This is a genomic window from Pseudemcibacter aquimaris (assembly GCF_028869115.1).
GTDB lineage: Bacteria > Pseudomonadota > Alphaproteobacteria > Sphingomonadales > Emcibacteraceae > Pseudemcibacter > Pseudemcibacter aquimaris.
In genome coordinates this window covers 2996138-3022515 of record NZ_CP079800.1, presented here as the reverse complement: position 1 = coordinate 3022515, position 26378 = coordinate 2996138, and the positions used below count along the sequence as shown (strand labels likewise).

25 protein-coding genes are annotated in these 26378 nt (G+C 43.6%); 13 read left to right on the top strand and 12 right to left on the bottom strand.

The annotated features are described in order from the left end of the window. Positions 1 to 6: 6 nt before the first annotated feature. From KW060_RS14215 to KW060_RS14200, 4 genes are all read right to left on the bottom strand, one after another. Complete coding sequence (locus KW060_RS14215) at positions 7 to 804, bottom strand: HalD/BesD family halogenase (protein ID WP_249036068.1); 798 nt, start codon at positions 802 to 804, stop codon at positions 7 to 9. 7 nt (positions 805 to 811) lie between these two features. Continuing rightward, the gene (locus tag KW060_RS14210) at positions 812 to 2164 is read right to left on the bottom strand and encodes a YjiH family protein (protein WP_249036066.1); all 1353 of its coding nucleotides are present in this window, start codon (positions 2162 to 2164) and stop codon (positions 812 to 814) included. 274 nt (positions 2165 to 2438) lie between these two features. Continuing rightward, on the bottom strand, positions 2439 to 3251 hold the full coding sequence (locus tag KW060_RS14205; RefSeq protein WP_249036062.1) for a universal stress protein: 813 nt from the start codon (positions 3249 to 3251) through the stop codon (positions 2439 to 2441). Between the two features lie 111 nt (positions 3252 to 3362). Beyond that, entirely contained in the window at positions 3363 to 3992 is a 630-nt protein-coding gene (locus KW060_RS14200) for a LysE family translocator (protein ID WP_249036061.1), read from the bottom strand. Between the two features lie 111 nt (positions 3993 to 4103). Here KW060_RS14200 and KW060_RS14195 point away from each other — a divergent pair, with 111 nt between their 5' ends. From KW060_RS14195 to KW060_RS14185, 3 genes are read left to right on the top strand one after another with little or no spacing between them, the layout of a single operon-like run. Continuing rightward, positions 4104 to 4895: a carboxylesterase family protein gene (locus tag KW060_RS14195; RefSeq protein ID WP_249036060.1), complete on the top strand. Its 792-nt coding sequence runs from the start codon at positions 4104 to 4106 to the stop codon at positions 4893 to 4895. A 12-nt stretch (positions 4896 to 4907) separates the two neighbouring features. Further along, positions 4908 to 5642 carry a sulfite exporter TauE/SafE family protein gene (locus tag KW060_RS14190; RefSeq protein WP_249036059.1) on the top strand — a complete coding sequence of 245 codons (735 nt, stop codon included), beginning with the start codon at positions 4908 to 4910 and terminating at the stop codon, positions 5640 to 5642. A 9-nt stretch (positions 5643 to 5651) separates the two neighbouring features. After that, positions 5652 to 6653: a D-cysteine desulfhydrase family protein gene (locus KW060_RS14185; RefSeq protein WP_249036058.1), complete on the top strand. Its 1002-nt coding sequence runs from the start codon at positions 5652 to 5654 to the stop codon at positions 6651 to 6653. On the opposite strand, the gene KW060_RS14180 is transcribed toward KW060_RS14185, so the two are convergent. The 7 genes from KW060_RS14180 to KW060_RS14150 form a co-directional block, all read right to left on the bottom strand. Further along, positions 6650 to 7540 carry an isoaspartyl peptidase/L-asparaginase family protein gene (locus KW060_RS14180; protein WP_249036057.1) on the bottom strand — a complete coding sequence of 297 codons (891 nt, stop codon included), beginning with the start codon at positions 7538 to 7540 and terminating at the stop codon, positions 6650 to 6652. The two genes, KW060_RS14185 and KW060_RS14180, sit on opposite strands and share 4 nt — an antisense overlap. A gap of 80 nt (positions 7541 to 7620) precedes the next feature. Beyond that, positions 7621 to 8451 (bottom strand): hypothetical protein, encoded by an 831-nt coding sequence (locus tag KW060_RS14175; RefSeq protein ID WP_249036056.1) that lies wholly within the window; start codon positions 8449 to 8451, stop codon positions 7621 to 7623. Next, positions 8448 to 9014, bottom strand: a complete 567-nt coding sequence (locus KW060_RS14170; RefSeq protein ID WP_249036055.1) for a YkgJ family cysteine cluster protein — start codon at positions 9012 to 9014, stop codon at positions 8448 to 8450. The genes KW060_RS14175 and KW060_RS14170 overlap by 4 nt, the downstream gene beginning before the upstream one ends. 5 nt (positions 9015 to 9019) lie before the next feature. Next, positions 9020 to 9427 (bottom strand): RidA family protein, encoded by a 408-nt coding sequence (locus tag KW060_RS14165; protein ID WP_249036054.1) that lies wholly within the window; start codon positions 9425 to 9427, stop codon positions 9020 to 9022. A 5-nt stretch (positions 9428 to 9432) separates the two neighbouring features. Further along, positions 9433 to 10608, bottom strand: coding sequence for an acyl-CoA dehydrogenase family protein (locus KW060_RS14160; RefSeq protein WP_249036053.1), 1176 nt, complete (start codon positions 10606 to 10608; stop codon positions 9433 to 9435). Further along, a complete protein-coding gene (locus KW060_RS14155; RefSeq protein ID WP_249036052.1) occupies positions 10608 to 11417 on the bottom strand; it encodes an enoyl-CoA hydratase family protein in 810 nt (269 codons plus the stop codon). The genes KW060_RS14160 and KW060_RS14155 overlap by 1 nt, the downstream gene beginning before the upstream one ends. A 2-nt stretch (positions 11418 to 11419) precedes the next feature. Beyond that, positions 11420 to 12169, bottom strand: coding sequence for an SDR family NAD(P)-dependent oxidoreductase (locus KW060_RS14150; protein WP_249036051.1), 750 nt, complete (start codon positions 12167 to 12169; stop codon positions 11420 to 11422). Positions 12170 to 12324: 155 nt separating this feature from the next. Here KW060_RS14150 and KW060_RS14145 point away from each other — a divergent pair, with 155 nt between their 5' ends. The 5 genes from KW060_RS14145 to KW060_RS14125 are packed head-to-tail and all read left to right on the top strand — an operon-like array spanning position 12325 to position 18721. Further along, the gene (locus KW060_RS14145) at positions 12325 to 13104 is read left to right on the top strand and encodes a cyclase family protein (protein WP_249036050.1); all 780 of its coding nucleotides are present in this window, start codon (positions 12325 to 12327) and stop codon (positions 13102 to 13104) included. A gap of 6 nt (positions 13105 to 13110) precedes the next feature. Further along, positions 13111 to 15240: an indolepyruvate ferredoxin oxidoreductase subunit alpha gene (locus KW060_RS14140; protein ID WP_249036049.1), complete on the top strand. Its 2130-nt coding sequence runs from the start codon at positions 13111 to 13113 to the stop codon at positions 15238 to 15240. After that, a complete protein-coding gene (locus KW060_RS14135) occupies positions 15237 to 16727 on the top strand; it encodes an indolepyruvate oxidoreductase subunit beta family protein (protein WP_249036048.1) in 1491 nt (496 codons plus the stop codon). The genes KW060_RS14140 and KW060_RS14135 overlap by 4 nt, the downstream gene beginning before the upstream one ends. Next, positions 16687 to 17151: a MarR family winged helix-turn-helix transcriptional regulator gene (locus KW060_RS14130; RefSeq protein ID WP_249036047.1), complete on the top strand. Its 465-nt coding sequence runs from the start codon at positions 16687 to 16689 to the stop codon at positions 17149 to 17151. Before KW060_RS14135 ends, KW060_RS14130 begins: the two co-directional genes overlap by 41 nt. A gap of 1 nt (position 17152) precedes the next feature. Continuing rightward, positions 17153 to 18721 carry an AMP-binding protein gene (locus KW060_RS14125; protein WP_249036046.1) on the top strand — a complete coding sequence of 523 codons (1569 nt, stop codon included), beginning with the start codon at positions 17153 to 17155 and terminating at the stop codon, positions 18719 to 18721. Here KW060_RS14125 and KW060_RS14120 read toward each other — a convergent pair. Continuing rightward, on the bottom strand, positions 18718 to 19179 hold the full coding sequence (locus tag KW060_RS14120) for a MarR family winged helix-turn-helix transcriptional regulator (RefSeq protein ID WP_249036045.1): 462 nt from the start codon (positions 19177 to 19179) through the stop codon (positions 18718 to 18720). The two genes, KW060_RS14125 and KW060_RS14120, sit on opposite strands and share 4 nt — an antisense overlap. Before the next feature lie 120 nt (positions 19180 to 19299). On the opposite strand from KW060_RS14120, the gene KW060_RS14115 reads away from it, so the two are divergent. Genes KW060_RS14115 through KW060_RS14095 form a run of 5 tightly spaced genes read left to right on the top strand, consistent with a single transcriptional unit; the run spans position 19300 to position 26351 of the window. Next, positions 19300 to 21645, top strand: a complete 2346-nt coding sequence (locus KW060_RS14115; RefSeq protein ID WP_249036044.1) for an oxidoreductase — start codon at positions 19300 to 19302, stop codon at positions 21643 to 21645. 21 nt (positions 21646 to 21666) lie between these two features. Then, positions 21667 to 22098, top strand: coding sequence for an acyl-CoA thioesterase (locus tag KW060_RS14110; RefSeq protein ID WP_249036043.1), 432 nt, complete (start codon positions 21667 to 21669; stop codon positions 22096 to 22098). Beyond that, positions 22095 to 24143 (top strand): 3-hydroxyacyl-CoA dehydrogenase NAD-binding domain-containing protein, encoded by a 2049-nt coding sequence (locus KW060_RS14105; RefSeq protein ID WP_249036042.1) that lies wholly within the window; start codon positions 22095 to 22097, stop codon positions 24141 to 24143. The genes KW060_RS14110 and KW060_RS14105 overlap by 4 nt, the downstream gene beginning before the upstream one ends. Further along, positions 24136 to 25197, top strand: coding sequence for a CDGSH iron-sulfur domain-containing protein (locus tag KW060_RS14100; RefSeq protein WP_249036041.1), 1062 nt, complete (start codon positions 24136 to 24138; stop codon positions 25195 to 25197). The genes KW060_RS14105 and KW060_RS14100 overlap by 8 nt, the downstream gene beginning before the upstream one ends. A 14-nt stretch (positions 25198 to 25211) precedes the next feature. Then, positions 25212 to 26351, top strand: a complete 1140-nt coding sequence (locus KW060_RS14095; RefSeq protein WP_249036040.1) for an aminotransferase class V-fold PLP-dependent enzyme — start codon at positions 25212 to 25214, stop codon at positions 26349 to 26351. Positions 26352 to 26378 lie beyond the last annotated feature (27 nt).

Genomic DNA, 26378 nt, shown 5'->3' with positions numbered 1-26378 from the left:
GATTGATTAGGCGGGTGTGGTGATTTCACCCACCCGTCCATAAAATGTCATGCTTGCTTTTTCAGAAATGGCAATGCCCGGTTCTGAATTATACGCCAATACCACCAGCATGCGGGTTTTATCACCAATGGTTGGTGTAACGCGGTGGATTGCGTTACGTCCCCTGAATAGCACAAGCGTGCCCTCGTCGGCTTTTAAATGTTTGACGGGGGTATTTCCATCAAGCACTTCTTTAACACCGTCATAATTCATTTCGCCCTTATCCGCATCACGCATGTTTTCCACATATTCAAATTCACCGCCCCCATTTGGTTGTTGAATAAGAAGCGTGGTTGCAAATGATGAATTATCAAAATGCCATCCTAGTTCCTGCCCTTCATCTGCGTAATGAAGGTTTATGGATGAAAGGCTGTCTGCGTAATCATAGAGCGCCTCTTCACCGAGAACAGTTGCAAGAAACTTTCGAAAATCATGATCATCATAAAGCGTATGAAGCGGTGAACCGTCCGGAATTTGATCATCCTGAATGCATCCCTTGGATGATGTGACGGATGTTCTCATTGCGTGACCTTCCGGATAGCTCGTATCAGGCGTCATAAGATAAACATTGTGTTCTTCATGACAGTAAAAGGCGAGGTGCTTGTTATCACTGCCTTCTTTACGGATATATTCAACGGCATCATTTGTTAAAAACTGATCCAGAACCAATGCACCGGTTTTATCCAGTGTTTCTTTGCATTTTTCGATGAATGTTTGATCTGTGATCGGATGATCAGCCAAGTTTACTATGTCGGAAATATTCATTACTGCCTCACAAAATAATTAACCCTGCAATGAATAGCACAGGAAATGAAATTATTGAACGCAGTATAAAAATAAAAAACAGGTGATGCAGTTTTAACGGCAGTGAAGACCGCAAGATGATCAAGCCCACTTCGGACATATAAATAAGCTGCGTGACAGCAAGCCCTGCAAGTACAAATTTGACCATTTCATTTTCAATGTCGGACGCGACAATGGCGGGCATAAATTGATCAAGGAAACCAATGATCATGCCGGGCGCGGCACGTGCGGCATCTGGAAAATTAAACAGATCAAGCAGCATCAAGATGGGATAGCTTAAAATATTAAAAACAGGGGTATTATTCAGCAAGATAATCGTCATGGTTCCAATAGCCATGGACGGGGCAATAACGCCGAAAATAACGGAAATGGCACTGTGCCAGCTCGTTAAGATAATTTTTGATGTTGGTGGTGCATTTTCCGCTCGAATGGACGCAAGTTTTATAGCTTGTTTAAAGAGTTTTAAAATTCCCCGAAGAAAACCATCAGAAAAATCATACTGAATTTCTTCTTTTTTTTGTTTATTTATATAATTATTGTTTAATTTTGATAATGGGGGGATGCGAACTAGAATGATCGCACATATCATACAGGCTATGCCTATTGCGATATACCAGCTGATGAAAATACGTTCTATCCCAGCAACAGAGGCAATCAAAAAACAGAATGATACGGAAACCACCGAAAAATTAACAGCCACTGATGCTGCTTGCCTCGTGGAATAATATCCTTTCTCATATTGGCCGATAGTGATCAATAGCCCGACATTAGATGATGTCAAAAATGATGCGAGGGCATCAATTGCAGATCTGCCAGGTAACTTGAAAAGAAATCTAAATAATATACTGACTATTGTACCTATAAATTCCATAAATCCAAATTCGGTGAGGAACGGCATTAAGAAACAGGCGACAGTGATAATGAAAAAGATGGTCGCGCCGATTTCAGTGAAGACCGTAAATCCGTTATCCTTACCCCAGACCAGTTCCGGGCCAATTTGGAAATAAACCATGATGGCAAATATCGCCCCCAAAAGCCGCATTAAAAACCACGGGAAGGATGTATTGCATATAAGTCTTATTGATTTATTGGTGGTTGCCCATGTGGGTTTAAAAAGTTGATACCAACCGCTGCTCACGGCAGAAATGATCACCACAGAAACGATGATTTCCAGAATATATCCTTCAAACGGTGTTCTAAAAAGGGTCGTGAGCACCGCGAGCAAAATTGTCGTGTTGCCATTATATTCAACGGGCGTTAGGAACAGTAAAATGCCGACCGTCGATGGAATGATAAATTTTAAAATTGAACTGATGCGCAAGTGAATAGCTTCCCTTTTTCAGAGCATGCTAACACGAAATATAACGCTGTAAAACTTTTTTAGCTATGCCCTAAGCCATTGAGAAAAAGGGATAGATGAATGAGACAATAACTTCTAATGTTGATTTCTTTTCCATAACAAACCTTCATAGATATATTTTTTTTATATCTTTAAAGTACACATAATGGATTAAAATTATCTTAATGACGAAATTCCAAAAAAAATCCCGGCAATCGCCGGGATCTTCATTGCGTTAAAAATAAAACCGGTGTGATTAGTTCAGAACCATCACATCACAGCTTAACTCACGGATGATGCGTTCTGATTTATTGCCTTTCATTGCGGCCATAACACCGCGGCGGGCAAGAGTACCGATCACTACGATATCCGCGTCAATTTCTTTTGCAGTTTCAGAAATAATCGCACGTGGGCCACCTTGTTTGACGTGGATGTTTTCTTGTTTTGTATCAGTTTCTTTGATCAGCTTGGCGCGGTCAGGGTATTCCATGCCGTCTTCATAACCATTTACCAGATGCTTTTCTGCGGAATATTTATCAGCAAGTAATGCGCTATATGATAGAATTTTATCATTGAGTTCAGCATAACGCGGGTTATCAGTTTGCATGTTAACTGCTGCAAGAATGTTGTTTCTTTCCATATTTGTATTTGGATGCACAATCATGACCGGGCATTTTGATGAACGTAGAAGCGCCCATTTTGATGGTGTTAGGTCAGTACGCCCGTCTTCTGTCGCATAATCAGAAACGATCACAAGATCGGCATCATATTTTTCACAGGCAGCATTGATTGATCTATGCCATGCATCTGTCCAGATAACTTCGGATGTAAATTTAACGCCTGCATCGGCCATTGGCTTGGTCATTTCATTGAACCAGTCGCCATCACATGAAAAATCATAACGGTCATGCATTTTATGCAGCTTGTCCATTTCAAGTGAAATAAACAAATGGATGTTAACACCGCCTTCAAGAACGTCGTTCATTTTCATTGCACGGTTTAGTGAATATTGTGTTTTTTCAAGCGGATCGATTGAAACAACAATATTTTTAAGATTTAAATCAGACATGACATTTTCCTTTCCTGAGTGTTCGTGTCGCGTGAGGGCAATATGACCTAAGGGTGAGGAAAATTATTTGATCTAGGTTAAATTTTGACCGATTTATGAATTTTTGCTGAATTATTCGTTACTGGTTACGGCCAGTTTTAAAGCAAGCCCCACGAAAACTGTGCCAGCAATTCTGTTTAAGATGGTTTGTGCCTTATCCGATGATTTTAAGAAATCACCAATGGAGCCCGCCAAATAACAAATGGTCATAAAGACGATCAAAGTGGCGATATTAAATATAGTACCAAGCAATAAAATCTGCCCGGGAATATTTCCAAGCGCTGGATCGGCGAATTGCGGCAGAAATGCCAGAAAGAATACAGCAATTTTTGGATTGCTGATATTCATGATGATACCGCGACGGTATAATTTAAAGAAACTGATATCTTGAATGCTTTTGCCGTTTATTTTGGCATCCCCCGCGTTAAAAGCCCCCCACGCAAGATAGAGTAAATACCCAACCCCGAAAATCTTAAGAGCGGTGAATGCAACAGGCGAGGTTTGAAAAATAACGGCGATACCAAGGGCAACAGCAACCGTATGACAGAAAATACCAGTTAATAGACCAAGTGTAACAGCAACACCAGCACGTCTTCCAGCAACGGCGGATTGTGTCAGCACAAAAATATTGTCCGGCCCCGGCGTAATACCAAGCAAGATGGCCGTCACAAAAAATGCTGTTAATAATTCAATTGGTAACATGTTTATTCCTTTAAAAAGATACCATAAAGGGCATATCCCTGAATGCAAGCCCTTGCTTGCAGTTTTTAAATCAATATGTCATTGTCATCCCTAAAATAAAGGAGGGTTCCAATGAAAAAAATACTCATTCATTTTATCTGCTCATTTCTGGTATTGACGACTTCGGTTCTGGCGCAGGATCTTAATATTAAAAGAATGGAACCCGGTTTTCATAGGATGGAAGTGACCCACCCTGATGGTACATTACAGCGTTATGTGATTAGTATTCCGGAAAATTACGATAGTAGCACACCAACACCAATGATCCTTGGGCTTCATTACGGCTTTAACGGAATGCGCGGTGATAACCGTCCTGAACCATATTGGACAGAAGGTTTTTTTAATAAAATCTATAAACAGGCGTTTGAGCCATTAAATGCTATTTTCCTCGCGGCTGATTCTGTCAGTGGTAATTGGCAAACACCTGAAAATGAAAAAGCACTAAATGCATTATGGGCGGCGGTTAATAAAACCTATAACATTGATGAACGTAAAACGATTGTAACAGGTTACAGCATGGGTGCATTTGGTACATGGCACTGGGCATCCAAATATCAGGACCGATTTGCCGGTGCATTCCCGATTGCCGGAATGCCTGCGGATATGAATACATATCGTGATGGTGTCAAATTGCTGGATACCGATTGGAAAATTCCGCTTTATATCATGCATTCCCATGTGGACGGTTTAATCGACATTGAACCTACAGTGGAATATGTAAAAATGCTGAAAGAGCAGGGCAAGGATGTCACCTTCCATGAACTCTTTGTCCTGACCCATCATCAGGAAAATCTGTTGCCGGAACCAGTTGGGCATGCCGTTCCATGGATCAAGAAAATTTGGGCAAAAATTGACGCTGAATAAATAATGGAACTTTTGGCTTTAATATTAGTGACACTTATTGCGTCTGTAGTGCAGTCGGCAACTGGTTTTGGATTTGCGCTGATTGCGGTGCCTGTTTATCTGCTAATATTAAATAGCGCAGCTGCCGTTCAAGTGGTGATTATCATATCAATTGCAATGTCTATCCCGCTTGTAATTAAGCTTAAAAATGAACGACCGACAAATTTCATGCGCTGGATATTTCTGGGTTGCTTGATCGGGTTTCCGATCGGTGTTTATATGTTTTTGAAACTGGATCTTAAGGCCATAAAAGCGGTTGTGGCAACATTTGTCATTTTGATCAGTATATCAAATGCGTGGCAGATGTTTTTATCAAAGCGTGGCAAAGATCTGCTGGATGTGAACAAATTGCCGAAACCGCTGCTTTCATTTGTTGGTTTATTTTCCGGTATTTTTGGCGTTGCTATGGCCATGCCTGGGCCGACATTGATGCTATTTTTATCAAGAACGGCACTTCGGAAAAACGAGGTTCGCGCCGTTATGATGGCGATTTTTGTTTTTGCCTATAGTGGCGCAACCATCATGCAAATGGTATTTGTTGGAATTGAAAAACAAACCTGGATTAATAGTGCCATTGTACTTCCGGCGGCACTCTTGGGTGTCTATGTGGGGCATTTGCTTTCTAAAAAAATTAATGAACGCTTGTTTAAGGGGATCATTTTGGTGATCCTGATATTAACAGGCGTTTTTATGCTGATGAATTTATAAAGGGTTCTCATGTTAACAGGTCATTATCCCAGAACGAAACTTGCCTTTACACCAACACCGATTGAAAAGCTTGATCGGTTAAGTGAATTTCTGGGTGGGCCGGAAATTTATATAAAACGTGATGATCAAACGGGGCTCGCGTTTGGCGGTAATAAGGTTCGTCAACTTGAATATTATTTTGGCGAAGCCGAAAAACAAAACGCAGATGTGATTTTGATCACGGGGGCCGTACAATCCAATTATATGCGCACCGCTGTTGCAGCCGCTAGAAAACTTGGTATGGATGTGGAAGTGCAGCTCGAAGAACGCGTGCCGGACCAACCGCAGGAATATTATAAATCCGGCAATCCCTATCTGATGAAATTGATGGGGGCAAAATTTCATCATTACCCAGTCGGTGAAGATGAAGAAGGCGCAGACAATGCGTTATATGAGCGGGCGGAGATATTAAAATCACATGGAAAAAAACCTTATGTTATTCCGCTTGCCGGTCATCATCTGCCCCTTGGCTCGCTTGGATATGTGGATTGTGCCGCCGAAATTAATGATCAAATGCCTGATGCAGATTATATTGTCACTGGATCAGGAAGCGCGACAACACATTCTGGTGTGTTGGCGGGATTAAGGGCGATTGGTAACAATACACCTGTCATTGGCATATGTGTAAGGCGTGATAGACATGCTCAGCAGGAAAGAGTTCATAAAAAAACAGAGATCGTAATGGATATGATCAATGTTGATAAATCTGTTCCGTTATCAGACGTACAGCTTTTTGATGATACGCTTGCCCCCGGATACGGAAGGTTGAATGACTATGTTAAAGAGGCAATAAAACTGGCGGCAGAAAAAGAAGGATTGCTAGTTGACCCGGTTTATACGGGGAAGGCACTAGCGGGCTTGATAAAATTAATTAGGGACGGAAAATTTTCCAAATCCGATAAAATTTTGTTCATTCACACGGGCGGGACACCCGCATTATTCGGGTATCCTGCACTGACGGAAAGTGATTAACGACAAGGCGCGAATGTGGTTGAAACCAGTGCAGTGCTGTTCGATACAGCAGCGCGCTTCATCCCGTCCGAATTAAAGGCCATGGCGATTTCACCTGATTTACTTACTGCGATAAGGCCGCCATTACCACCAAGTCGCTCAACTTCATCAAGCATGCGCCAAAGTGCTTCATCTAGAGTATCACCAGCCAGTTTATAACCATTGGCCGCGGTTAATGCACCACCAGCACGCACAAAATATTCACCAGTGCCAGTACAGGAAATGGCGATATCCTGATCTGCCCAGGTACCTGCGCCAATAATTGGTGTATCGCCCACACGTCCCGCCGGTTTACCAAATACACCGCCAGTTGATGTTGCAGCCGCGAGATTTCCATGAATATCAAGCGCTACAGCACCAACCGTGCCATGCATCATGTCTGTTTGTTCCGTATCTTCCTGACTAACGCCGATGGGCAGAACATAATAATTTTCAGGATCACCTATTTTTTCAAATCCATGTTCATCGGCAAATTGATTGGCGCCTTGTGCAGTGATCATCACACAAGGTGAATTTTGCAAAACGGCCTTGGCGACGCCGATCGGGCTGATGACATCCTGAATGGCAGATACGGAACCGGCCGCTTGTGTGTGTCCTTCCATAATGGCGGCGTCTAGTTCCACTTTGCCCATGACATTTGGGGCGGACCCTTTACCAGCAACATAAAGGCCAGAGCTTTCCAGATTGGCCACCATAATTTCAACGACATCAAGTGCTGTTTCGCCCGATTTAAGAAGTGCTTCCCCTTCGCGGGTGAGTTCTTCCATATGGGCTTCGGTTACAGAATAATCTTTTCCGGCTCTTGGGCCGGCACCCCCATGTAGTGCAAGTGCAAACTTATTGGTCATCACACATTTCCTTATCGTCGTATTATTGGCGGTTAATCAATAAAATCCGCTATAAGATAATTTCTTTAATATGTATAGGATTATTTGGCAGGGCAGGTGTTTTCGCCTAATGTTTTGCCATTTAAAAAAGTCAATGTGGCATATGTTGCGATGCCAGGAACACCTTGATGACGCATTACATCGGCGGTCGCCTGTTCGACAATAAATTGATAACTAACACCCGACGACAAGCTACTTGCCGGAATAGTAAATTCCGTTGTTTCATAAGTCAGATATGGTTTGCCGTTATATGGTCTGCCACTGTGGGCAATGTTGTTTCCGAAACAATCAAACCCGAGTACGAACGTCAGATCGGCTAGTTCGCTATTAGGGTTTTTCATGTTGCCTTTCATCGGTGTCCAATGAACGATTAAATCCTGTTCAGGGTCAATATCATTTTCGTCTATGTCCAGTCCATTTTGGGACAGTGAAATCGTTGCCGGTAACGGCATGATATCCGTTGTGTCACGGCGGGTAATCGCCAGTGGTTGTCCGGTCATTTCACCATTTGGCGTTTGATAATTGAAAATATAGGTGCCATCTGGGTGGGCATCATGCAATTCTTCCGGTGTCATGGTTCTGGCGCCATGGGCAAGGAATTGTGGCCCTTCCGGGTTAAAGGGTAATGAAAAGGATGAATCATCAGCACTGGTTAATGTACCGCCCAATATTTTTCCTTTTTCTTTAGGCATTATTTCGGCAACGAAATGATGATCGCGTAATTCATGGCCCCCATCAGCATCTTGGTTGTAAAGTGACATTTTACCGAGCACAATAAACAGGACGTCTTCGTTTACAGGATGAATTTCATTTTCACCTGCGCAAGATGCCAAAGAAAATAGCATAAGTGAAAGCAGAGTTTTTTTTATCATATGATTTCACCATCCTCGATGTACATTTTTTTACCAACATTTTTGGCACTGTGTTTTAAGGCATCAGTTAACGTCGCCTTTAATCCATCAAGATTTCTATTTTGGATAAGATGCAGGATTTTATTATTTAAAAACACGAGGCTTGTTTGTCTACGTGGTTTGCCGATGGATAGAAAACATGGAAATCCATTTACAATAAAACCGCCGAGTACTTCGATAAAGTCCATATCATGAATGACAGATTTTTTGCCGATCACTTCGAAATTAAGGGCGATTTTTCCCTCGTATCCTTTTGGAATGCCGTTATAAGCTCTCCTAATCATAATGCCTTTAAGATCAGGTCTCCAGTTTTCGTCAAGGTTTGGCATAAAACGCCACATGCAATAATAATCGCGGCATGTTTTGGGTCTATTTTCATAGACGGTGCAGCCGTGTTTTTTTGATAAATGCTGACATTTTACACCGGGCAGCTTTAAAAGCTCTGGATCTTGAATGGTTAATTCGACACAGCATGCTTCGCATTTGCCGCATTCGCGTCCTTCAACCAGCAATGTATTATCCATAAATTTTATTCCCCATTTTCTGCTTCAACCACGGCGGTTGTTTCAATTTCAATTTTAGCTTGGGATTCCATTAATGCAGATACCTCGACACATGCCATTGCGGGGAAATTTTTCCCCATAACATCGCGGTAAATGGCTCCCATTTCTTTTAAGTTTGAAAGATATTCTTCGCGGTCGGTAATATACCATGTCATGCGCACGATATGTTCTGGCCCTGCATTATCACACGCAAGCACGGCAACGGTATTTTCAAGTGTTTTTCTAAATTGATCGGTTAAGTTATCACTTTCAAATTCTTCGCGTTCGTTCCAACCCACAAGTCCCGCCACATAAATAGTGCGGCCGTTTTTAACACTGATTGCGTTTGAATATCCTTTTGGTCGTGGCCAGCCATCTGGCAAAAGATGCTTCATTTTTATTATTCCTCGAACTGTATTAATGTTTCCCTGGCGATGACCACTTTTTGAACTTCGGTCGCCCCCTCATATATTCTAAGCGCACGAATTTCCCTATATAATTCTTCTACTTTGACACCGCTGACGACACCTTGTCCACCAAAAATCTGGATGGCGCGGTCAATGACCTGCTGTGCGGTTTCTGTTGCGTGCATTTTTGCCATGGCGGCTTCACGGGTGACGCGGCCCGGTTTGGTATCTTTCGTCCACGCTGCACGGTAAATCAGTAGCGCACTTGTATCAATATCTGTGGCACTGTCGGCAAGCATGCCTTGAACGAGTTGTAAATTATGAAGTGGCGCATTAAAAAGATGGCGTTCATTGGTACGTTTAACCGCATCTGATAAGGCGCGTCTTGCAAACCCCAGGGCCGCCGCACCAACGGTTGATCGGAATATATCAAGTGTTGCCATTGCGGCTTTGAAACCGTCGCCGCTGTTTCCTAAACTTTTAGAAACAGGAATCTTCACATTGTTAAATTCAAGTGTCGCTAGTGGATGTGGTGCGATGACCTCTATCCGTTCTGTGATTTCTAATCCGCTGGCATCAGCATCAAGAATAATGGCTGATAATCCTTTTGCACCCGGTGCGTCACCAGTTCTTGCAAAAAGAACATAATAATCGGCTATACCACCATTGGATATGAATGTCTTTGCACCGTTAATGACATAATGATCATCATTAAGTTCGGCTGTGGTTGTCATATTGGCGACATCAGAACCACTTTCCGGTTCGGTAAGGGCAAATGCCGCCATTTTTTTGCCGCTTGCAACCGCGGGCAAATATTCTCTTTTTATGTCATCTGAACCAAATAGTGTGATTGTGCCGCTGCCAAGGCCCTGCATGGCGAATACGAAATCCGCGAGACCGTCATGACGGGCAAGTGTTTCACGGATCAGACATAATGATCTGACATCCAGATTTTCATGAATGCCGCCATATTCTTTTGGAACGACATATTGAAGCCAACCACCACTGGCTAGTTTTGATAGAATATCCTTACAGGCGCGATCAACATCACAATGGTCAATGTTGTTTAGATGTTCCTGACACCATTTTTCCAGATCAATAGCGAGTGTGCGATGGTGATCTTCCAGAAAGGGCCAATCGAGATATGTTTGATCCACGTTGATATTCATCAGTCACCTTCAAATACTGGTTTTTCTTTATTCACGAATGCATGATATGCGCGTTCGAAATCTTTGGTTTGCATGCAAATTGCTTGCGCTTGTGCTTCTGCTTCTATGGCCGCGTCGATGCTCATATCCCATTCCATATTCAGCTGGTTTTTGGTGATGCCATTGGCAAATGTTGGGCCAGATGCGATTTTTGATGCCATCTTTTCCGCTGCGGCGATCAATTCGTCACCGGATACAAGCTGATTGAAATATCCCCAATTGTATCCTTCTTCGCCGCTCATGCTACGCCCAAGGTATAATAGTTCTGATGCGCGCCCCTGTCCGATAATGCGTGGTAATATGGCACAGGCACCCATATCACATCCGGCAAGTCCCACTTTGTTAAATAGAAACGCTGTCTTACTTTCCGGTGTTCCGATGCGTAGATCACTTGCCATAGGGATAATCGCGCCAGCGCCCACGGAAATACCATCAACCGCGGCAATAACCGGTTGCGGACAAGCACGGATGGCTTTCACAAGATCGCCGGTCATGCGTGTGAAATCCAACAGTTCCGTCATATCCATTTTAACGAGTGGCCCAATAATATCATGGACATCACCGCCTGATGAAAAATTGCCTTCGTTCGGGGCAAAAATAACCACTTTTACATCTTTGGTGTAAACCAGATCACGGAATGTATCGCGTAATTCAGCATAGCTATCAAAGGTAAGCGGATTTTTTCTTTCCGGTCGGTCAAGCTTGATGGTGGCGATGCCGTCTTTGAAATTCCATAAGAAATGTTCCGGATTGAATGTTTCTGGGTTCATGATTATTCTCTTTCTTCCCCGTCGATGATAATGATTTCACCGTTTAAATTCTGTTCGCATATTTTGATGGCTTGTTCTGCGATTTCATCAGGCTCGATTAATCTTTGTTGCCCGCTTGGGGCCAACATGCCATTGATGGCTTCTTCTTCGGTTTTTCCTTTTGCCGCCATGATATTTTTAACCGCATTCATGACAAGGTCGGTTCTGGCATATCCGGGGCATAAAGCGTTTACGGAGATCCCCTTATTTGCCATTTCAAGGGCGAGCGATTTTGTTAACCCCACGACGCCATGTTTCGCCGCGCAATAGGCGGATGTATAGGCATAACCATGCAATCCGGCGGTGCTCGCCACATTGATGATGTTACCCGCACCGCGTTCCAGCATGTCAGTCATTACGGCACTGGTGACCAGATAAGTTCCGGTTAGATTAAGATCAATCATAAATTTCCAGCGGTCCAAATCCATTTTTTCGAAAGGTCCGCTGTCCGCATCACCTGCATTATTCACAAGAATATCAATGGGTTTGAATTCACTTGTCTTTTGGATGGCATTTTGAACACTTTGTTCATTCATGATGTCGATTTGAACGGCGTGGATTTTATCATTTTTCTGGGCGATTTTTTCAAGGCGTTCAAGGTTACGCCCCATAATCGTTACATCGGCGCCCCCAATTACCAAAGCATTGGTGATCGCAAGGCCAATACCGGTTCCGCCACCGGTTACCACTGCATGTTTTCCTGATAGTGCCATCTTCGCCCCTAAAATATTCATTACATGTAAAGTAAAAAGAGAAAAGCTTAGGCGCAAGTAAAATAAAAATATGTTTCAAATTTATGATATTATTTGCAAAATCAAATGATTCGTATTTATAGTATCTATTAAGACAAAATTTTAGGGAGGATTCTATGTCAAATACATTAGCCGATCTGGCAACAGGACTGGGGACTGGTGATATCGAAGTTGTTGACTTAACGCAAGTGTTAGGACCTGACACACCGATCATCCATCTGCCGGAAGAAATTGCCAAAAATTCAGCACCATTTTCAATGGAGCAAATTTCGAAATATGACGAAGACGGACCAGCGTGGTATTGGAACGTTATTCATATGGGTGAACATACTGGCACCCATTTCGATAGCCCGATCCATTGGGTCAGTGGTAAAGATTATCAGGACGGTGGCACGGATACATTGCCGGCACAAAATCTGGTTGGCCCTGCGTTTGTGATTGACTGTTCAAAAGAAACAGCAGCAGATAAAGATTACCTTTTGACCAAAGAAGGTGTGCAGGCATGGGAAGCAGAACACGGTGAAATTACAGCGGGTTCATGGGTGCTGATGCGTACGGACTGGCTTGGTTTGGTTGGCCGTGATAATTTCTTAAATGCGGATGAAAATGGTCCGCATTCACCGGGACCATCAGCATGTTGTATTCAGTATTTAATTGAAAAAGACATCATGGGTTGGGGTGTTGAAACCGTTGGTACAGACGCCGGTGCGGCCGCGATGTTTGAAATTCCGTTTCCTGCGCATTCATTAATGCATGGGGCCAATAAATATGGTCTCGCGAGCCTTACCAATCTGGATAAGCTTCCGGCGACGGGTTCGATCCTTATCGTGCCGCCATTAAAAATTGAAAATGGTTCCGGTAGCCCGCTGCGCGTACTCGCGTTAAAGGATAAATAATCCTTTATGGCGGAACGGTCCTTTAAAAAAGAAGTTGAAAAATTAAGACTGGGTAAAGGGGAAGACTTTCGTGGCGAGGGCATATTAGCCGTCACGAAAGCTCTTCTCCAGTCCGGTGTTTCTTACGTGGGCGGGTATCAAGGATCCCCCATATCCCATTTGATGGATGTTTTGGCGGATGCGGAAGAGATTATGAATGAACTTAATGTTCATTTTGAAACATCTGCGTCCGAGGCCACAGCCGCCGCTATGCTGGCGGCGTCGGTGAATTATCCGTTAAGGGGGGCTGTGACCTGGAAATCCACAGTTGGAACCAACGTGGCCAGTGACGCGCTTGCCAATGTATCATCCGGCGGGGTGACGGGTGGTGCGCTGGTTATTGTCGGCGAAGATTACGGCGAGGGTTCCTCAATCATGCAGGAACGAAGCCATGCTTTTGCCATGAAATCGCAAATGTGGTTGCTAGATCCGCGTCCGAATTTAACGTCGATCGTTGATATGGTTGAAACCGGTTTTGAACTTTCTGAAGCGTCAAATACACCCGTGATGCTTGAACTGCGTATCAGGGCTTGTCATGTATATGGCCGCTTTACCGCCAAGGATAATGTGGAACCTGAATTTAAATTACAGGATGCCATGGAAAACCCGAACAGGGACACGTCACGGATCGTTTTACCGCCTGCCAATTATCTTCATGAACATGAAAAACTAAAAAACCGCTGGCCCGCTGCGGTGAAATTCATCAAAGATAATAAACTGAATGAATTGCTTGGTGGTGATAGAAAAGACATCGGCATCATTGTTCAGGGCGGCCTATATAACAGTTTGATACGCGCCCTTGAATTACTGGGGTTAAGTGATGAATTTGGCAATACGGATATTCCTATTTATGTGATGAATGTGACCTATCCGGTCATTGATGATGAAATTCTTGAATTTACCAGTGGCAAGGAAGCGGTCCTTCTTGTGGAAGAAGGGCATCCCGAATATATCGAACATGAACTGAGCAATATTTTGCGTAAGGCGAAATCTAGCGTCTTGTTGCATGGTAAAGATATGATCAGTGATATTGGGGAATATACCACCGATGTCATAAAGGCGGGCCTTGAAAAATTTGCCCGACAACATGGATTGATTGGTGAAAAATCATTCGATGTTAAAAAGTTTGATATGGTTGATGTGCCGCCGCGTCCGGCTGGATTTTGTACGGGATGTCCGGAAAGGCCGATGTTCACAGCCATTCAATTGGTACAAAAAGAAATCGGCGACCTTCATATTAGTGCGGATATCGGCTGTCATTTATTTTCTATTTTGCCGCCTTTTAATATTGGCAACACCACAATGGGTTACGGCCTTGGGTGGGCGGGGGCATCAGCTTTTAATAAAGATGCGAATAAACGCACGCTTTCCATCATGGGGGACGGCGGATTTTGGCATAACGGACTGACCAGTGGTGTCGGAAATGCGGTTTTTAATCAGACCGACAATGTGTTGATGATTGTTGATAATAACTATTCTGCGGCCACGGGCGGACAGGACCTGCTTTCATCAAAAGGGGAACATGAAAAACGCAGTACCCAGCATTCTATTGCTGACGCCGTTAAGGGTGTGGGCGTTAAATGGGTGAAAACGGTGCGTACATATGACCTTGTAGAAATGCATAGCACGCTATTGGACGCCATGACGACCAGCTTTAAAGGGCCAAAGGTTATTGTCGCGCAGGGCGAATGTATGCTCAACAGGCAGCGCCGTGAAAAACCGATTTTTAATAACAATGTTAAATCCGGCGAACGAATGGTGCGAGACCGGTTTTATGTGGATAGCGAAACATGCACAGGTGATCATAGCTGCATACGCTTGTCAGGGTGTCCGTCACTAACGTTAAAAGAAAATCCAGATCCCTTAAAATCCGATCCTGTTGCCTATGTGGATAATAGCTGCGTGGGATGTGGCCATTGTGGTGAAGTCGCTCATGCAGAGGTATTATGTCCGTCATTTTCAAAAGTATCGCTTATTTATAATCCATCATCATGGGATAAATTTAAGGATAAATTCAGACGTAATGTAATTGGTTGGATGCAACATGGCGCAGAAAAGAAACGCATGACTAGATTAAAGAAAGCGGGGCTATTATGACAAATTCCCGTGACAGAATTTCTATTGCCGTTTCTGCCCTTGGCGGACAGGGCGGCGGCGTGCTTAGTAACTGGATTGTGGAACTGGCCGAAGCCAACGGATACCGCGCCCAATATACCGCCATCGCCGGTGTGGCGCAGCGAACAGGGACAACCATTTATGCCATTGAAATTTATCCTGAAAATAATATTAAAGATCAAGAACCGGTCCTTGCTTTAATGCCAGTATCCGGTGATGTTGATATTTGTATCGCCGCCGAATTAATGGAAGCGGGACGCGCCGTCAACCGCGGCATTGTAACACAGGACAGAACAACCTTAATCGCATCGGATCACCGTGTTTTTGCCATTTCAGAAAAAGAAAATATGGGCGATGGGCGGTTGGATAGTGATGCGGTGCGTGATGCCATTAAAAAGGCCGCTAAAAATTTAATTCTGTTTGATATGAATGAAATGGTGCTTAAATCATCAAGCGTTATTTCAAGTGTATTATTTGGCGCTCTTGCCGGATCAGGGGCATTGCCGTTTAAACGTGAAACATTCGAAGCAACCATTAAAAAATCTGGTCGTGCGGTGGAAAGTAACCTCGCTGGTTTTGAGCTTGGTTTTAATGCAGCGCAGAATGGAAGTATCGAAAAACAGGAAAACCAAAGCCCAGTAAAATTACTTGATAGTGTTAAAGATTTCCCAGAAGAGGCACGAGCAATCATTACATATGGTGTGCATAAATTAGTGGATTATCAGGATGTGGAATATGCAGATGAATATCTTGCCAAGCTTGAAGGGATTAATGATCCGACGCTTTTAACAGAAACAGCAAGACATTTGGCGCTTTGGATGTCATTTGAAGATATCATCAGGGTCGCCGATTTGAAAACGCGCGTGGAACGAAATGAAAAAATATCATCCGAAGTTCGCGCAGGTGATCATCAAATCTGGTACGGGCATGATTTTTTCCATCCCAGATATGAAGAATTTTGCCATACGCTGCCGGCAGGGCTTGGCCAGATGATGAAAAACTCTGCGTTTTGGAAAAGGTTTTTTTCCAGATTTTTCAAGAAAGGCCGCATTATCCGCCCAAAAACAATAATCGGGTATTTAATATTACGCTTTGTTGCGAGTTTAAGGGGCATGAGACGTAAAACATTACGGTATAAAGAAGAAATGACGCGCATCAATGCATGGCTTGAAATTGTAAAGGCAAAACAAGGCGATAGTGAATTAGCACTTGAAATTTCAAAATGTCCGCGTTTAATTAAAGGGTATGGCAGTACCCATGAACGGGGCATCAATCGCTTTTCACGCATTATGGCGTTAATTGAAAATGATGAAACAATCACGGCAGAAACAATTATAAGGATACGTGATGCTGCCCTATTAAGTGAGCGGGGGATAGAGTTTAACGAAGTTCTGAAAGACCAGAAAATGACGGAGGTTTCAGAAAAAGATGCAGGAAAAGGTGAGTTTGCATGGGCCGGATCATCCTGATTTCATTTTAGATGATTACCCGCTTTATAATTTAAACAGAACGTCCGCGACATATACGCAGCAGACAACAGAACGATTAAAAGATCTGGATATGGATCAACCAAGCTGGCGTATTTTGATGTTGCTTGGCGATAAGAATCCAAGCACGGTTGGTGAGCTTTCCAGAAGATCTGTGACCAAAATTTCTACCATTACCCGCATCTTGATCCGCATGGAAAATGATGGCTTGATCATCAGAAAACCATTTCCGGATGATAACCGCGTGATCGAAGTTTTTATCACCGAAAAAGGAACGGGCATGTTATCGGACTTGCGCGCACTGGCCAGTGATGTTTATAAAAAAGCATTTATCGGCATAGAAGAAGACGATATCATCAAATTCACCAATATCCTGATGCAGGTTAGACAAAATTTAAGCGAGTAACATGAGCGCACATATTGATACATTTGCAAAAGATAGATTGCCGGCACGGGACACATGGCCGGAATTTATTTTTGGCGATGATGTACCACCATACCCAAATGTCTTAAATGCTGCGGCCGTTTTGCTTGATAATGGCCATCCCGAAAATGACGCCATTAAAATGGGGGATATATGCTGGTCATATTCTGAACTTGATAAAATTTCCAATGATGTGGCGCTGACGCTTGTTGATGATTATGGCTTGGTTCCCGGCAACAGGGTTTTACTGCGAGGGGATAATAGTCCCATGCTCGCCGCTCTTTGGTTTGGTGTTTTAAAAGCCGGGTGCATCGTTGTCACGACCATGACCATGCTAAGGCAAAAAGAACTAGATGGGATTATCGGTGTTTGCGAGCCGGATATGATTATCATGGAAAATGATCTGTCCATTGATTTGCTGTCATCAAGTCGTGGCAAAGCAAAACATGTTGTTTCCTATAATGATATTCAGGGAAAAATGAACGGCAAATCAGGCCAGTATGATGTGGTGCAAACCGCCAGTGATGATGTTGCCATTCTTGCTTTTACTTCCGGGACAACGGGACTTCCCAAAGCGACAATGCATTTTCACCGCGATATTTTGGCGATGGCGGATACATTTTCGAAATATACACTAAAAATGAAATCGGATGATGTTGTATGCGGTTCACCGCCGCTTGCATTTACATTTGGGCTTGGCGGGTTATTGGTTTTTCCAGCCCGTGTTGGTGCCTGCGTGGTTTATTTGGAAAAACCGGGTCCCGATGCCATTTTGGACACAATTGAAAAACATAAAGTCACGACCTTATTCACCGCGCCGACAGCTTATAAAGTACTAACGGGGCAGGTTCATGAGCGTGATATTTCGTCACTAAAAACTTGTATTTCTGCGGGTGAAAATTTGCCTAAATCAGTGTCGGATGATTTTTATGATGCAACAGGCATAAGGTTAATTGATGGCATTGGTGCCACGGAAATGATTCATGTGTTTATTTCCGCAAGTGGCGATGACATCAGACCCGGTGCAACGGGAAAGGTCGTTCCCGGCTTTATCGCCGAAATACTTGATGATGACGGAAATCCGTTGCCGGACGGTGAAGCGGGAAGATTGGCGATTAAAGGGCCAACGGGATGCCGATATTTAAATGGTGATCGGCAAGGAAATTATGTTGAAAACGGATGGAACATCACGGGTGATATTTTCAAAAGGGATCAGGATGGCTATTTTTGGTTTGTGGCCCGTGGTGACGATATCATTATTTCATCCGGCTATAATATTGCCGCTCCGGAAGTGGAACAAGCCGTGATGGCCCATGATGCGGTTCAGGAATGTGCGGTTATTGGCGCGCCAGATGAAGATCGCGGTACAATTGTAAAAGCCTTTATTGTTTTAAAAAGTGGGTTTAAAGGCGATGATGATTTGATCAAGGATATTCAGGATTTTGTGAAATCCATTGTGGCCCCATACAAATATCCACGTGCCATTGAATTTATTGATGCGCTTCCAAAATCAGCGACGGGAAAGCTGCTTAGGAAAGATTTGAAAAATTAATCTTCGTCGAGTGTTGCACGGGACTGATTTAAGAAATTTGTGAATTCTTTCATATGTTCCATATCAAGGGCACTTAAGGCATTTTCCACCCACTGGGCATTATTTTCGGCCATTTCAGTAAACAGCTTAGTGCCATTATCGGTGATGGTGATGATGAAACTGCGGCGGTCATCTTTTTTCGCGGTTTTAACGATAAGGCCGTCTTTTTGCATGCGGTCAATCAGGCCCGTGATATTCCCTTTGGATGCGATCAAGCGTGACGCAAGTTCACCAACGGTTAAGCCGTCACCATTTTCACGAACCAATTGTGAAAGCACATCAAAACGCGAGATATTCTGGCCATAATTCTGGCGCAGCTTGTCATCGATAATCTGTTCCAATTTATTGGAATATCGAAGCAGCTCAATCCAGAGTTTGAGGCTTTCTCTTTGTCGTTCTGTGTATTTACTTTCAACCATTCTTTTTAGTCCTCCGTCAGTGCACTATATCGGGAACAATAAAAACTGCAAGTGTGCAATATTAGTTTACATGTAAGATAAATGAGGTTACTGTATTCCTTTCACAAGAGAGGAACAAAAATGAAGATATCAGTGATCGGTGGGGGTCCGGGCGGATTATATTTTGCATTACTGACGAAAAAGGCAAAACCGGATTGGGAAATTGAAGTCTTTGAACAAAACAGGGCTGATGACACCTTTGGTTTTGGTGTGGTTTTTTCCGATGATACACTGGATGAATTTTTAAGCCGTGACCATGAATCATATGAACTGATCCGTGATGAGTTTGCATATTGGGATGATATTATCATTAAATATAAAGGGGAAGAGGTCAGATGCGGCGGCAACGGTTTTGCCGGTTGTTCCAGACTTAATCTGTTAAAGGTATTACAAAACAGATGTTCTGATCTGGGGGTCAAAATTACATACGGTGCAAGAATTGATGCATCAACGCTTGAGGATGATTTTGCAGACAGTGATATGATTCTTGCCTGTGACGGGATCGGGTCCAGTATCCGCGAACAGTATAAGGAATATTTTGATCCGAGCATCACGGTGAAATCGAACAGATTCACATGGATGGGATCAACCAGAAAAGTGGATGATTTTACGTACTTTTTTAAAGATACGGAGCATGGCCCCATTTGCGCCCATACCTATCAATATGAAGAGGGTACATCGACATGGGTCTTTGAAATGTCAAACGAGTGCTGGGAAGCCTTTGAATTTGAAGAATTTGATGAGCAGGGATCAGCCGATAAGTTAGAAAAGATTTTCGCGGAAGAGTTGGAAGGTCATAACCTGATCATCAATCGTTCCATGTGGCGTCAATTCCCGCGTATTTATTGCAATAATTGGTATCATAAAAATATCGCTATTCTTGGCGATGCAAAGGCATCAGCACACTTTTCAATTGGATCAGGATCAAAACTCGCCATGGAATGCGCGATTTCATTATCGGATGCGGTGGTGGAACATGGCGAAAATTCCATTGAAAAAGCATTTAAACAATATGTTGCGGAACGTGAAACACCGGCTCAAATTTTACAACATAATGCGGATGTGTCACTTGCATGGTTTGAACATATGGACCGTTCCTGGGATATGGATTTGATGCAGTTTGCAGCGGTCGTTATGTGCCGTTCAAAATCGATTACATATGATAACCTGATTTTGCGCGATCCTGAGTTTGTCAAGAAAATGGATGATGCATGGTACGAGCGGTATTATCAGCAAAGTGGATATGATTACCGCGAAAGCAGACCGACACCGATGTTCACCAAATTTAAACTCGGGGAAATGGAATTAAGAAATCGTGTGGTGATGTCACCAATGGCACAATATTCCGCGGATGAGGATGGCAACCTGACCGATTGGCATCTGGTGCATTATGGTGGTGCCGCACGGGGCGGCATGGGATTAATGAATGTGGAAATGACATGCCCGTCACCGGAAGCCCGCATTTCACTTGGCTGTCCTGGCATGTGGACCGATGAACATGAGGCGGGATGGAAACGCATCGTCGATTTTGTTCATGAAAATACAAAAACAAAAATTTGTATGCAGCTTGGACATGCGGGACGTAAAGGATCAACCCAACTTGGATGGGAAACACCGGATCACCCGATTAAGGATCAGGGGAAAAATTGGGATCTGTTATCAGCATCATCAATGGAATTTCTGGACGGTATTTCAGACATGCCGAAAGAAATGAACCGTGATGATATGGATAAGGTCATTGCCGATTTCAAACAAGCAACCGTGCGCGCTGACCGTGCCGGATTTGATATGATCGAAATGCATGCCGCCCATGGTTATTTGCTGGCGTCATTCCTTTCGCCATTAACCAATGTACGTGATGATGAATATGGTGGATCCATTGAAAATCGAATGCGTTTCCCGCTTGAAGTATTCGCGGCAATGCGTGAAGTTTGGCCAGCTAACAAGCCAATGTCGGTGCGTATTTCAGCATCCGATTGGAAAGAAGGCGGCATAACGGAGGAAGACACATTCGCAATCGCAAATGCATTTAGGGATGCGGGTGTTGACCTGATTGATGTGTCCGCTGGACAAACAGTCCCTGATCAAAAACCGGTTTATGGTCGTATGTTCCAGGTTGGGTTTGCCGAAGCCATTCGTAATGTTCCGCGTGTTGCGACAATGGCTGTTGGTGCCATTACAGAACCAGCGCAGGTGAATACCATTTTACACACAAGACGGGCTGATCTTGTGGCCATCGGAAGACCGCATTTATGGAATCCGTTTTTCACACGTGAAGCGGCAGCATGGTATGGGGTGGATTTGCCTGATAATGACTGGGAAAAACAATATCTTTCTGGAAAACAGCAAGCCTATAGCTTAAAAGAGAAGGCAAGAGCACAGCAGCTTGAATGGCAACAAAAAGCCAAACCAAGCAGCCATAAATAATATCTTTTGAGGGAATAGCAAATGGCCGTTTTTAAAGTCACGAGAAAAATTCGATTTGGGCAAACCGATGCCGCCGGGATCACATATTACCCGCGTCTGGTGGAAATGATAAATGATATCGTTGAGGATTTCTTCGCCGAAGTCGTAAAATTTTCATATAAGGAAATGATTGTTGATACGGACTACGGCGTCCCAACCGTCAATTTAAATGTAAATTTTAAAAGCCCGGCTGAACTGGAAGATTATGTTGAATGGTCATTAGTGGTAACAAAAATTGGTCGAGCATCATTTTCTGTATTTATTGAGGCCAAAGTCGGCGAAAAAGAAATCTTAAGCGCTGATGTAAAACTCGTTTACATCAAAGGAAAAGGCAACATCATGAAAAGCCACCCGCTTCCTGAATTTGTGAAAGAAGCCATGCAACCCTATATGACGGAGGATGCAGCAACTTGAGCATCGTAAGCACCAGTATAAATGACAATATCGCAGTTGTTACTATTGATAACCCGCCCGTAAATGCGCTTTCGCATGCGGTTCGCGACGGGGTTTCAAAAGCCTTAAGCGAATTAAACAATAACGATACTGTAAATGCCGTCGTGATCCATTGTGCGGGAAGAACATTCTGTGCGGGTGCTGATATTACCGAATTTGGCAAACCACCTGTAAGCCCTACGTTACCGGAACTGATGGCGGAAATGGATGAATTCTCCAAACCACTGATTGCCGCGATGCATGGAACGGCTTTGGGCGGTGGGTTTGAAGTGGGGCTTGCCTGTCATTACCGTGTGATGGACGGGCGCGCAAAAGTCGGTCTGCCGGAAGTGAATTTGGGACTTATGCCTGGTGCAGGTGGCACGCAACGATTGCCGCGTTTAATCGGTGCTGAAAAATCCCTTGAAATGATTACGTCCGGAAAACCAATTAAGGCCGAAAAGGCATTGTCACTCGGGGTGGCTGATTTGGTGTCGGATGATTTGTTATGTGACGCTATAAATTTTGCAAAAGATAAAACCGTTAGACGCATTCGCGATTTAAAGTGTGACGCGGGCGAAGAATTATTTGCTGACTTTAAAAAGAAAATTGCCAGAAAATCGCGCGGGTTTCTTGCGCCTTTTGCTGCTATTGATGCCGTAAAAGTGGCATGTGATCTTGATTTTGATGCAGGGATAGAGTTCGAACGTGAAAAATTTATGGAACTGGTGGCAAGTTCCCATTCAAAAGCGCAAAGGCATCTTTTTTTCGCGGAACGTCAAGCCGCGAAAGTAGATGGCATTGATAAAAATACGGCCACAAGAGATATCAATAACGTCGCCGTGGTTGGTGGTGGCATTATGGGATGCGGTATTGCCGTCAATTTCTTAAGTTCCGGTATGGCGGTCACGCTTCTTGAAATTACGGGTGACGCTGCAAATGCGGCGAAACAAAAAATTGAAAAAATTTATGCATCCAATGTCAGTAAAGGCAGAATGACGGACACACAAATGGCGGCCGCCATGAACGCGTTATCGGTAACGACGTCTTATGATGATTTATCAGATAGCGATCTGATGATTGAGGCCGTATTCGAGGATATGAACATCAAGAAAGAAGTGTTGTCAAAACTGGATAACGTGGCCAAAGATGGTGCGATTATCGCGACCAACACATCATTCCTGGATATTGATGAAATGGCAACGGCAACAAGCCGCGTTTCAGATGTCATCGGCCTTCATTTCTTTAGCCCGGCGCATATCATGCCGCTTTTGGAAATTGTAAAAACGGATAATACATCTAATGAAGTAATCGCAACCGCATTTAAGCTTGCGAAAAAAATTAGAAAAACACCAGTTCTTTCCGGCGTATGTTATGGGTTTATTGCGAACCGTATGTCATCCTGTTATGGCCGTGAAGCGGGACTTTTGCTGCTTGAAGGTGCAAGTGTCGAACAGGTTGATCAGACCATGTATGATTTTGGAATGCCCATGGGCATGTTCAGCATGCTTGATATGGCGGGGATTGATATTGGTGTGATGGCCAGATCAAAGCTATCAGATGATGCTTATGATAAGCGAGCGTTCAGTGTGCATGCTGCATTGGTGGACGCCGGACATAAGGGTCAAAAAACAGGGGCAGGTTTTTATGAATATGATGGGCGTGATAAAAAGAAACACGCGCTCGTAGAAGAGCTCGCTGAAGAATTTGCCAAGAAATATAATATAAAGCGCGACGATATTTCATCAAAAGAAATCGAAGAGAGATGTATTTTCGCGCTTATTAATGAGGGGTATAAAATTGTCGAAGAGGGCATCGCCCAAAGGACAAGTGATATTGATGTTGTTTATGCATTTGCATTTGGTTTTCCGCGGTACAAGGGCGGGCCAATGCATTATGTAGAACATCTTGGGTTAAAATACGTGTTAAAAAGAATAAATGAATTTGCCGCAAAATATGGGGACAGGTGGTGGAGACCGTCGCCATTATTGGTGAAACTTGCTGAAGAAAGTGAAGAAAATGTCTGATGATCCTGTAGAATATGTTGTTGAAAATAAACCGTGTCTGGTAAGCCTTGAAGAAGGGAAGAAATACGCATGGTGTACCTGTAAATTAAGTAAAACACAGCCATTCTGTGATGGTGCCCATAAGGGGACGGAACATAGACCGATGGTGTTTAAGGCAGAGAAAACGGAAGATGTTCTTCTTTGTGCCTGTAAAGCAACAAAATCAGGCCCATATTGTGATGGTGCCCATAATAACCTTGAAGATGTTTACGCTGAAGCATCTGATGCTGAAATCTTATCAATGAAAGATTCGGTTCAAATTGATCAGGATGCAAACGGTAAAGCACTTGTCGATGGTGGTGCATATGTTATGACACCAAATGATAAAAATGATACGGTCGTGGGTAATTTAAGGTATCAACCGGTCATCGCCAAGGAAGACGGTGCAACTAAATTAAGTCTTCACCGTTTAACTGTATCAGCTGGAACAACCAAGTGGATGGAATATGAAGGGGTCGATACGGTTCTGTATTTCGTATCCGGCGCGGGTACTGTTGATATCGCAGGCCGCGAATTTAATGTTGATAAAGAAGCGGGTCTTTATGTCCGCCCTGGTGAAAAATTCCGTGTGATTACGGATGAAGAAATGGTGATTTATGCGACCGCATGTCCATTACTAACGGATTTAACGGTTACGGATGACAATGAAACAACATTCCAGACGGAACAGGAAGAACGATACATTGCATTTGATGAGGCAACAGCAAATGTGATGGCGAACCGCATTTATCAGGAACTCGTGGATAAAAAGGTTGGGTCAAACGAGGTAACACAATTCATTGGTCAAATTCCGAAATCGCGTGCGGCAATGCACCGCCATTTATATGAAGAAGCGATCGTCATTTTGACGGGTTACGGGAAAATGTGGACCGGAACTAAAGTCACGGAAGTAAAGACAGGTGATGTATTATTCCTGCCGCACCGTCAGGGCCATTCTGTTGAATGTACGGATGAAGGTGGAATGCAGTTGATGGGTGTATTTTATCCATCCGGCAGCCCGGCTATTAATTATTAGGATTTATGAAAACCATGAAATCAATGCGTGCTTATCGGGAACATTTCCCGATATTTAAAAATACTGTTTATATCAATAGCTGTTCTTATGCGGCCTTGTCGTTAGAGGTCGAAGGCGCTTTCCAGCGTTATTTGAAAGACCGTCATGAGGTCGGCGCGGACTGGATTGGGTGGTGTGACCGTTTGGAACGAGTGCGTTCCTTATTTGCAGATTTACTATCAGCAAAGGCAGATGAGATGGCCGTGACCACATCCGCATCCGCATCATTAAGCGCCATATCCAGTAGCCTTGATTTCAGTGGCAAAAGAAAGAAAATCGTAACAACCGATCTTGCTTTCCCGACAGAGGCACAAGCATGGCATGCACTTAAAAAGCATGGCGCTGAAGTGGTGCATGTGAAAGAAACGGACGGTATGATTGATCTTGATGATCTGGACCGTCTTGTTGATGATGAAACCTTACTGGTTGCCGTGCCGCTTGTGTGTTACCGCAATGGTGCACTTGCGGATATTCCCGCGATCCGTGATATTGCCAGAAAGAATGGCGCACTTATTTTGGTGGATGCGTATCAGGGTGTGGGTGCGGTTCCCATTGATGTTAATGAATGGAAAGTGGATTTCATCGTTGGCGGGTCGCTTAAATATTTGCTTTCAACGGCGGGTGTTGGGTTTTTATATGTACGCGAAGACCTGATTACCAAATCAGAACCCACACAAACCGGATGGTTTGCGCAAGAAGATATCCATGCGATGCTTATTCATGATAATATACCGGCAACGAATGCACGTCGTTTTGAACAAGGTACGCCATCGGTCCCTAATCTTTATGCAGTGGAAGCGGGGCTAAAATTAATTCTGGAAGTGGGCGTGGAAAATATTCGTGAACATGTTGCCGCTTTAAATGAGCGTCTTAAAAAAGGAGTTCAGGAAATTGGCGGAAAACTGATGTCACCAATGGACCCGAATAAGCATGGCGCTATGATCACTGTGGCATCAACAGATGAATATGCTTTAGTGGCGGCACTGGCCGAAAGGAACATTATCGCGTCCTGTAGAGATGGTAATTTAAGAATATCAGCGCATTTTTATAACAACAATGATGACATTGACGCGGTCATTGGTGCGTTAAAGGATAATAAGAATCTGCTTGCATAATTAACATCTCTTTGGCATGATCTGTTT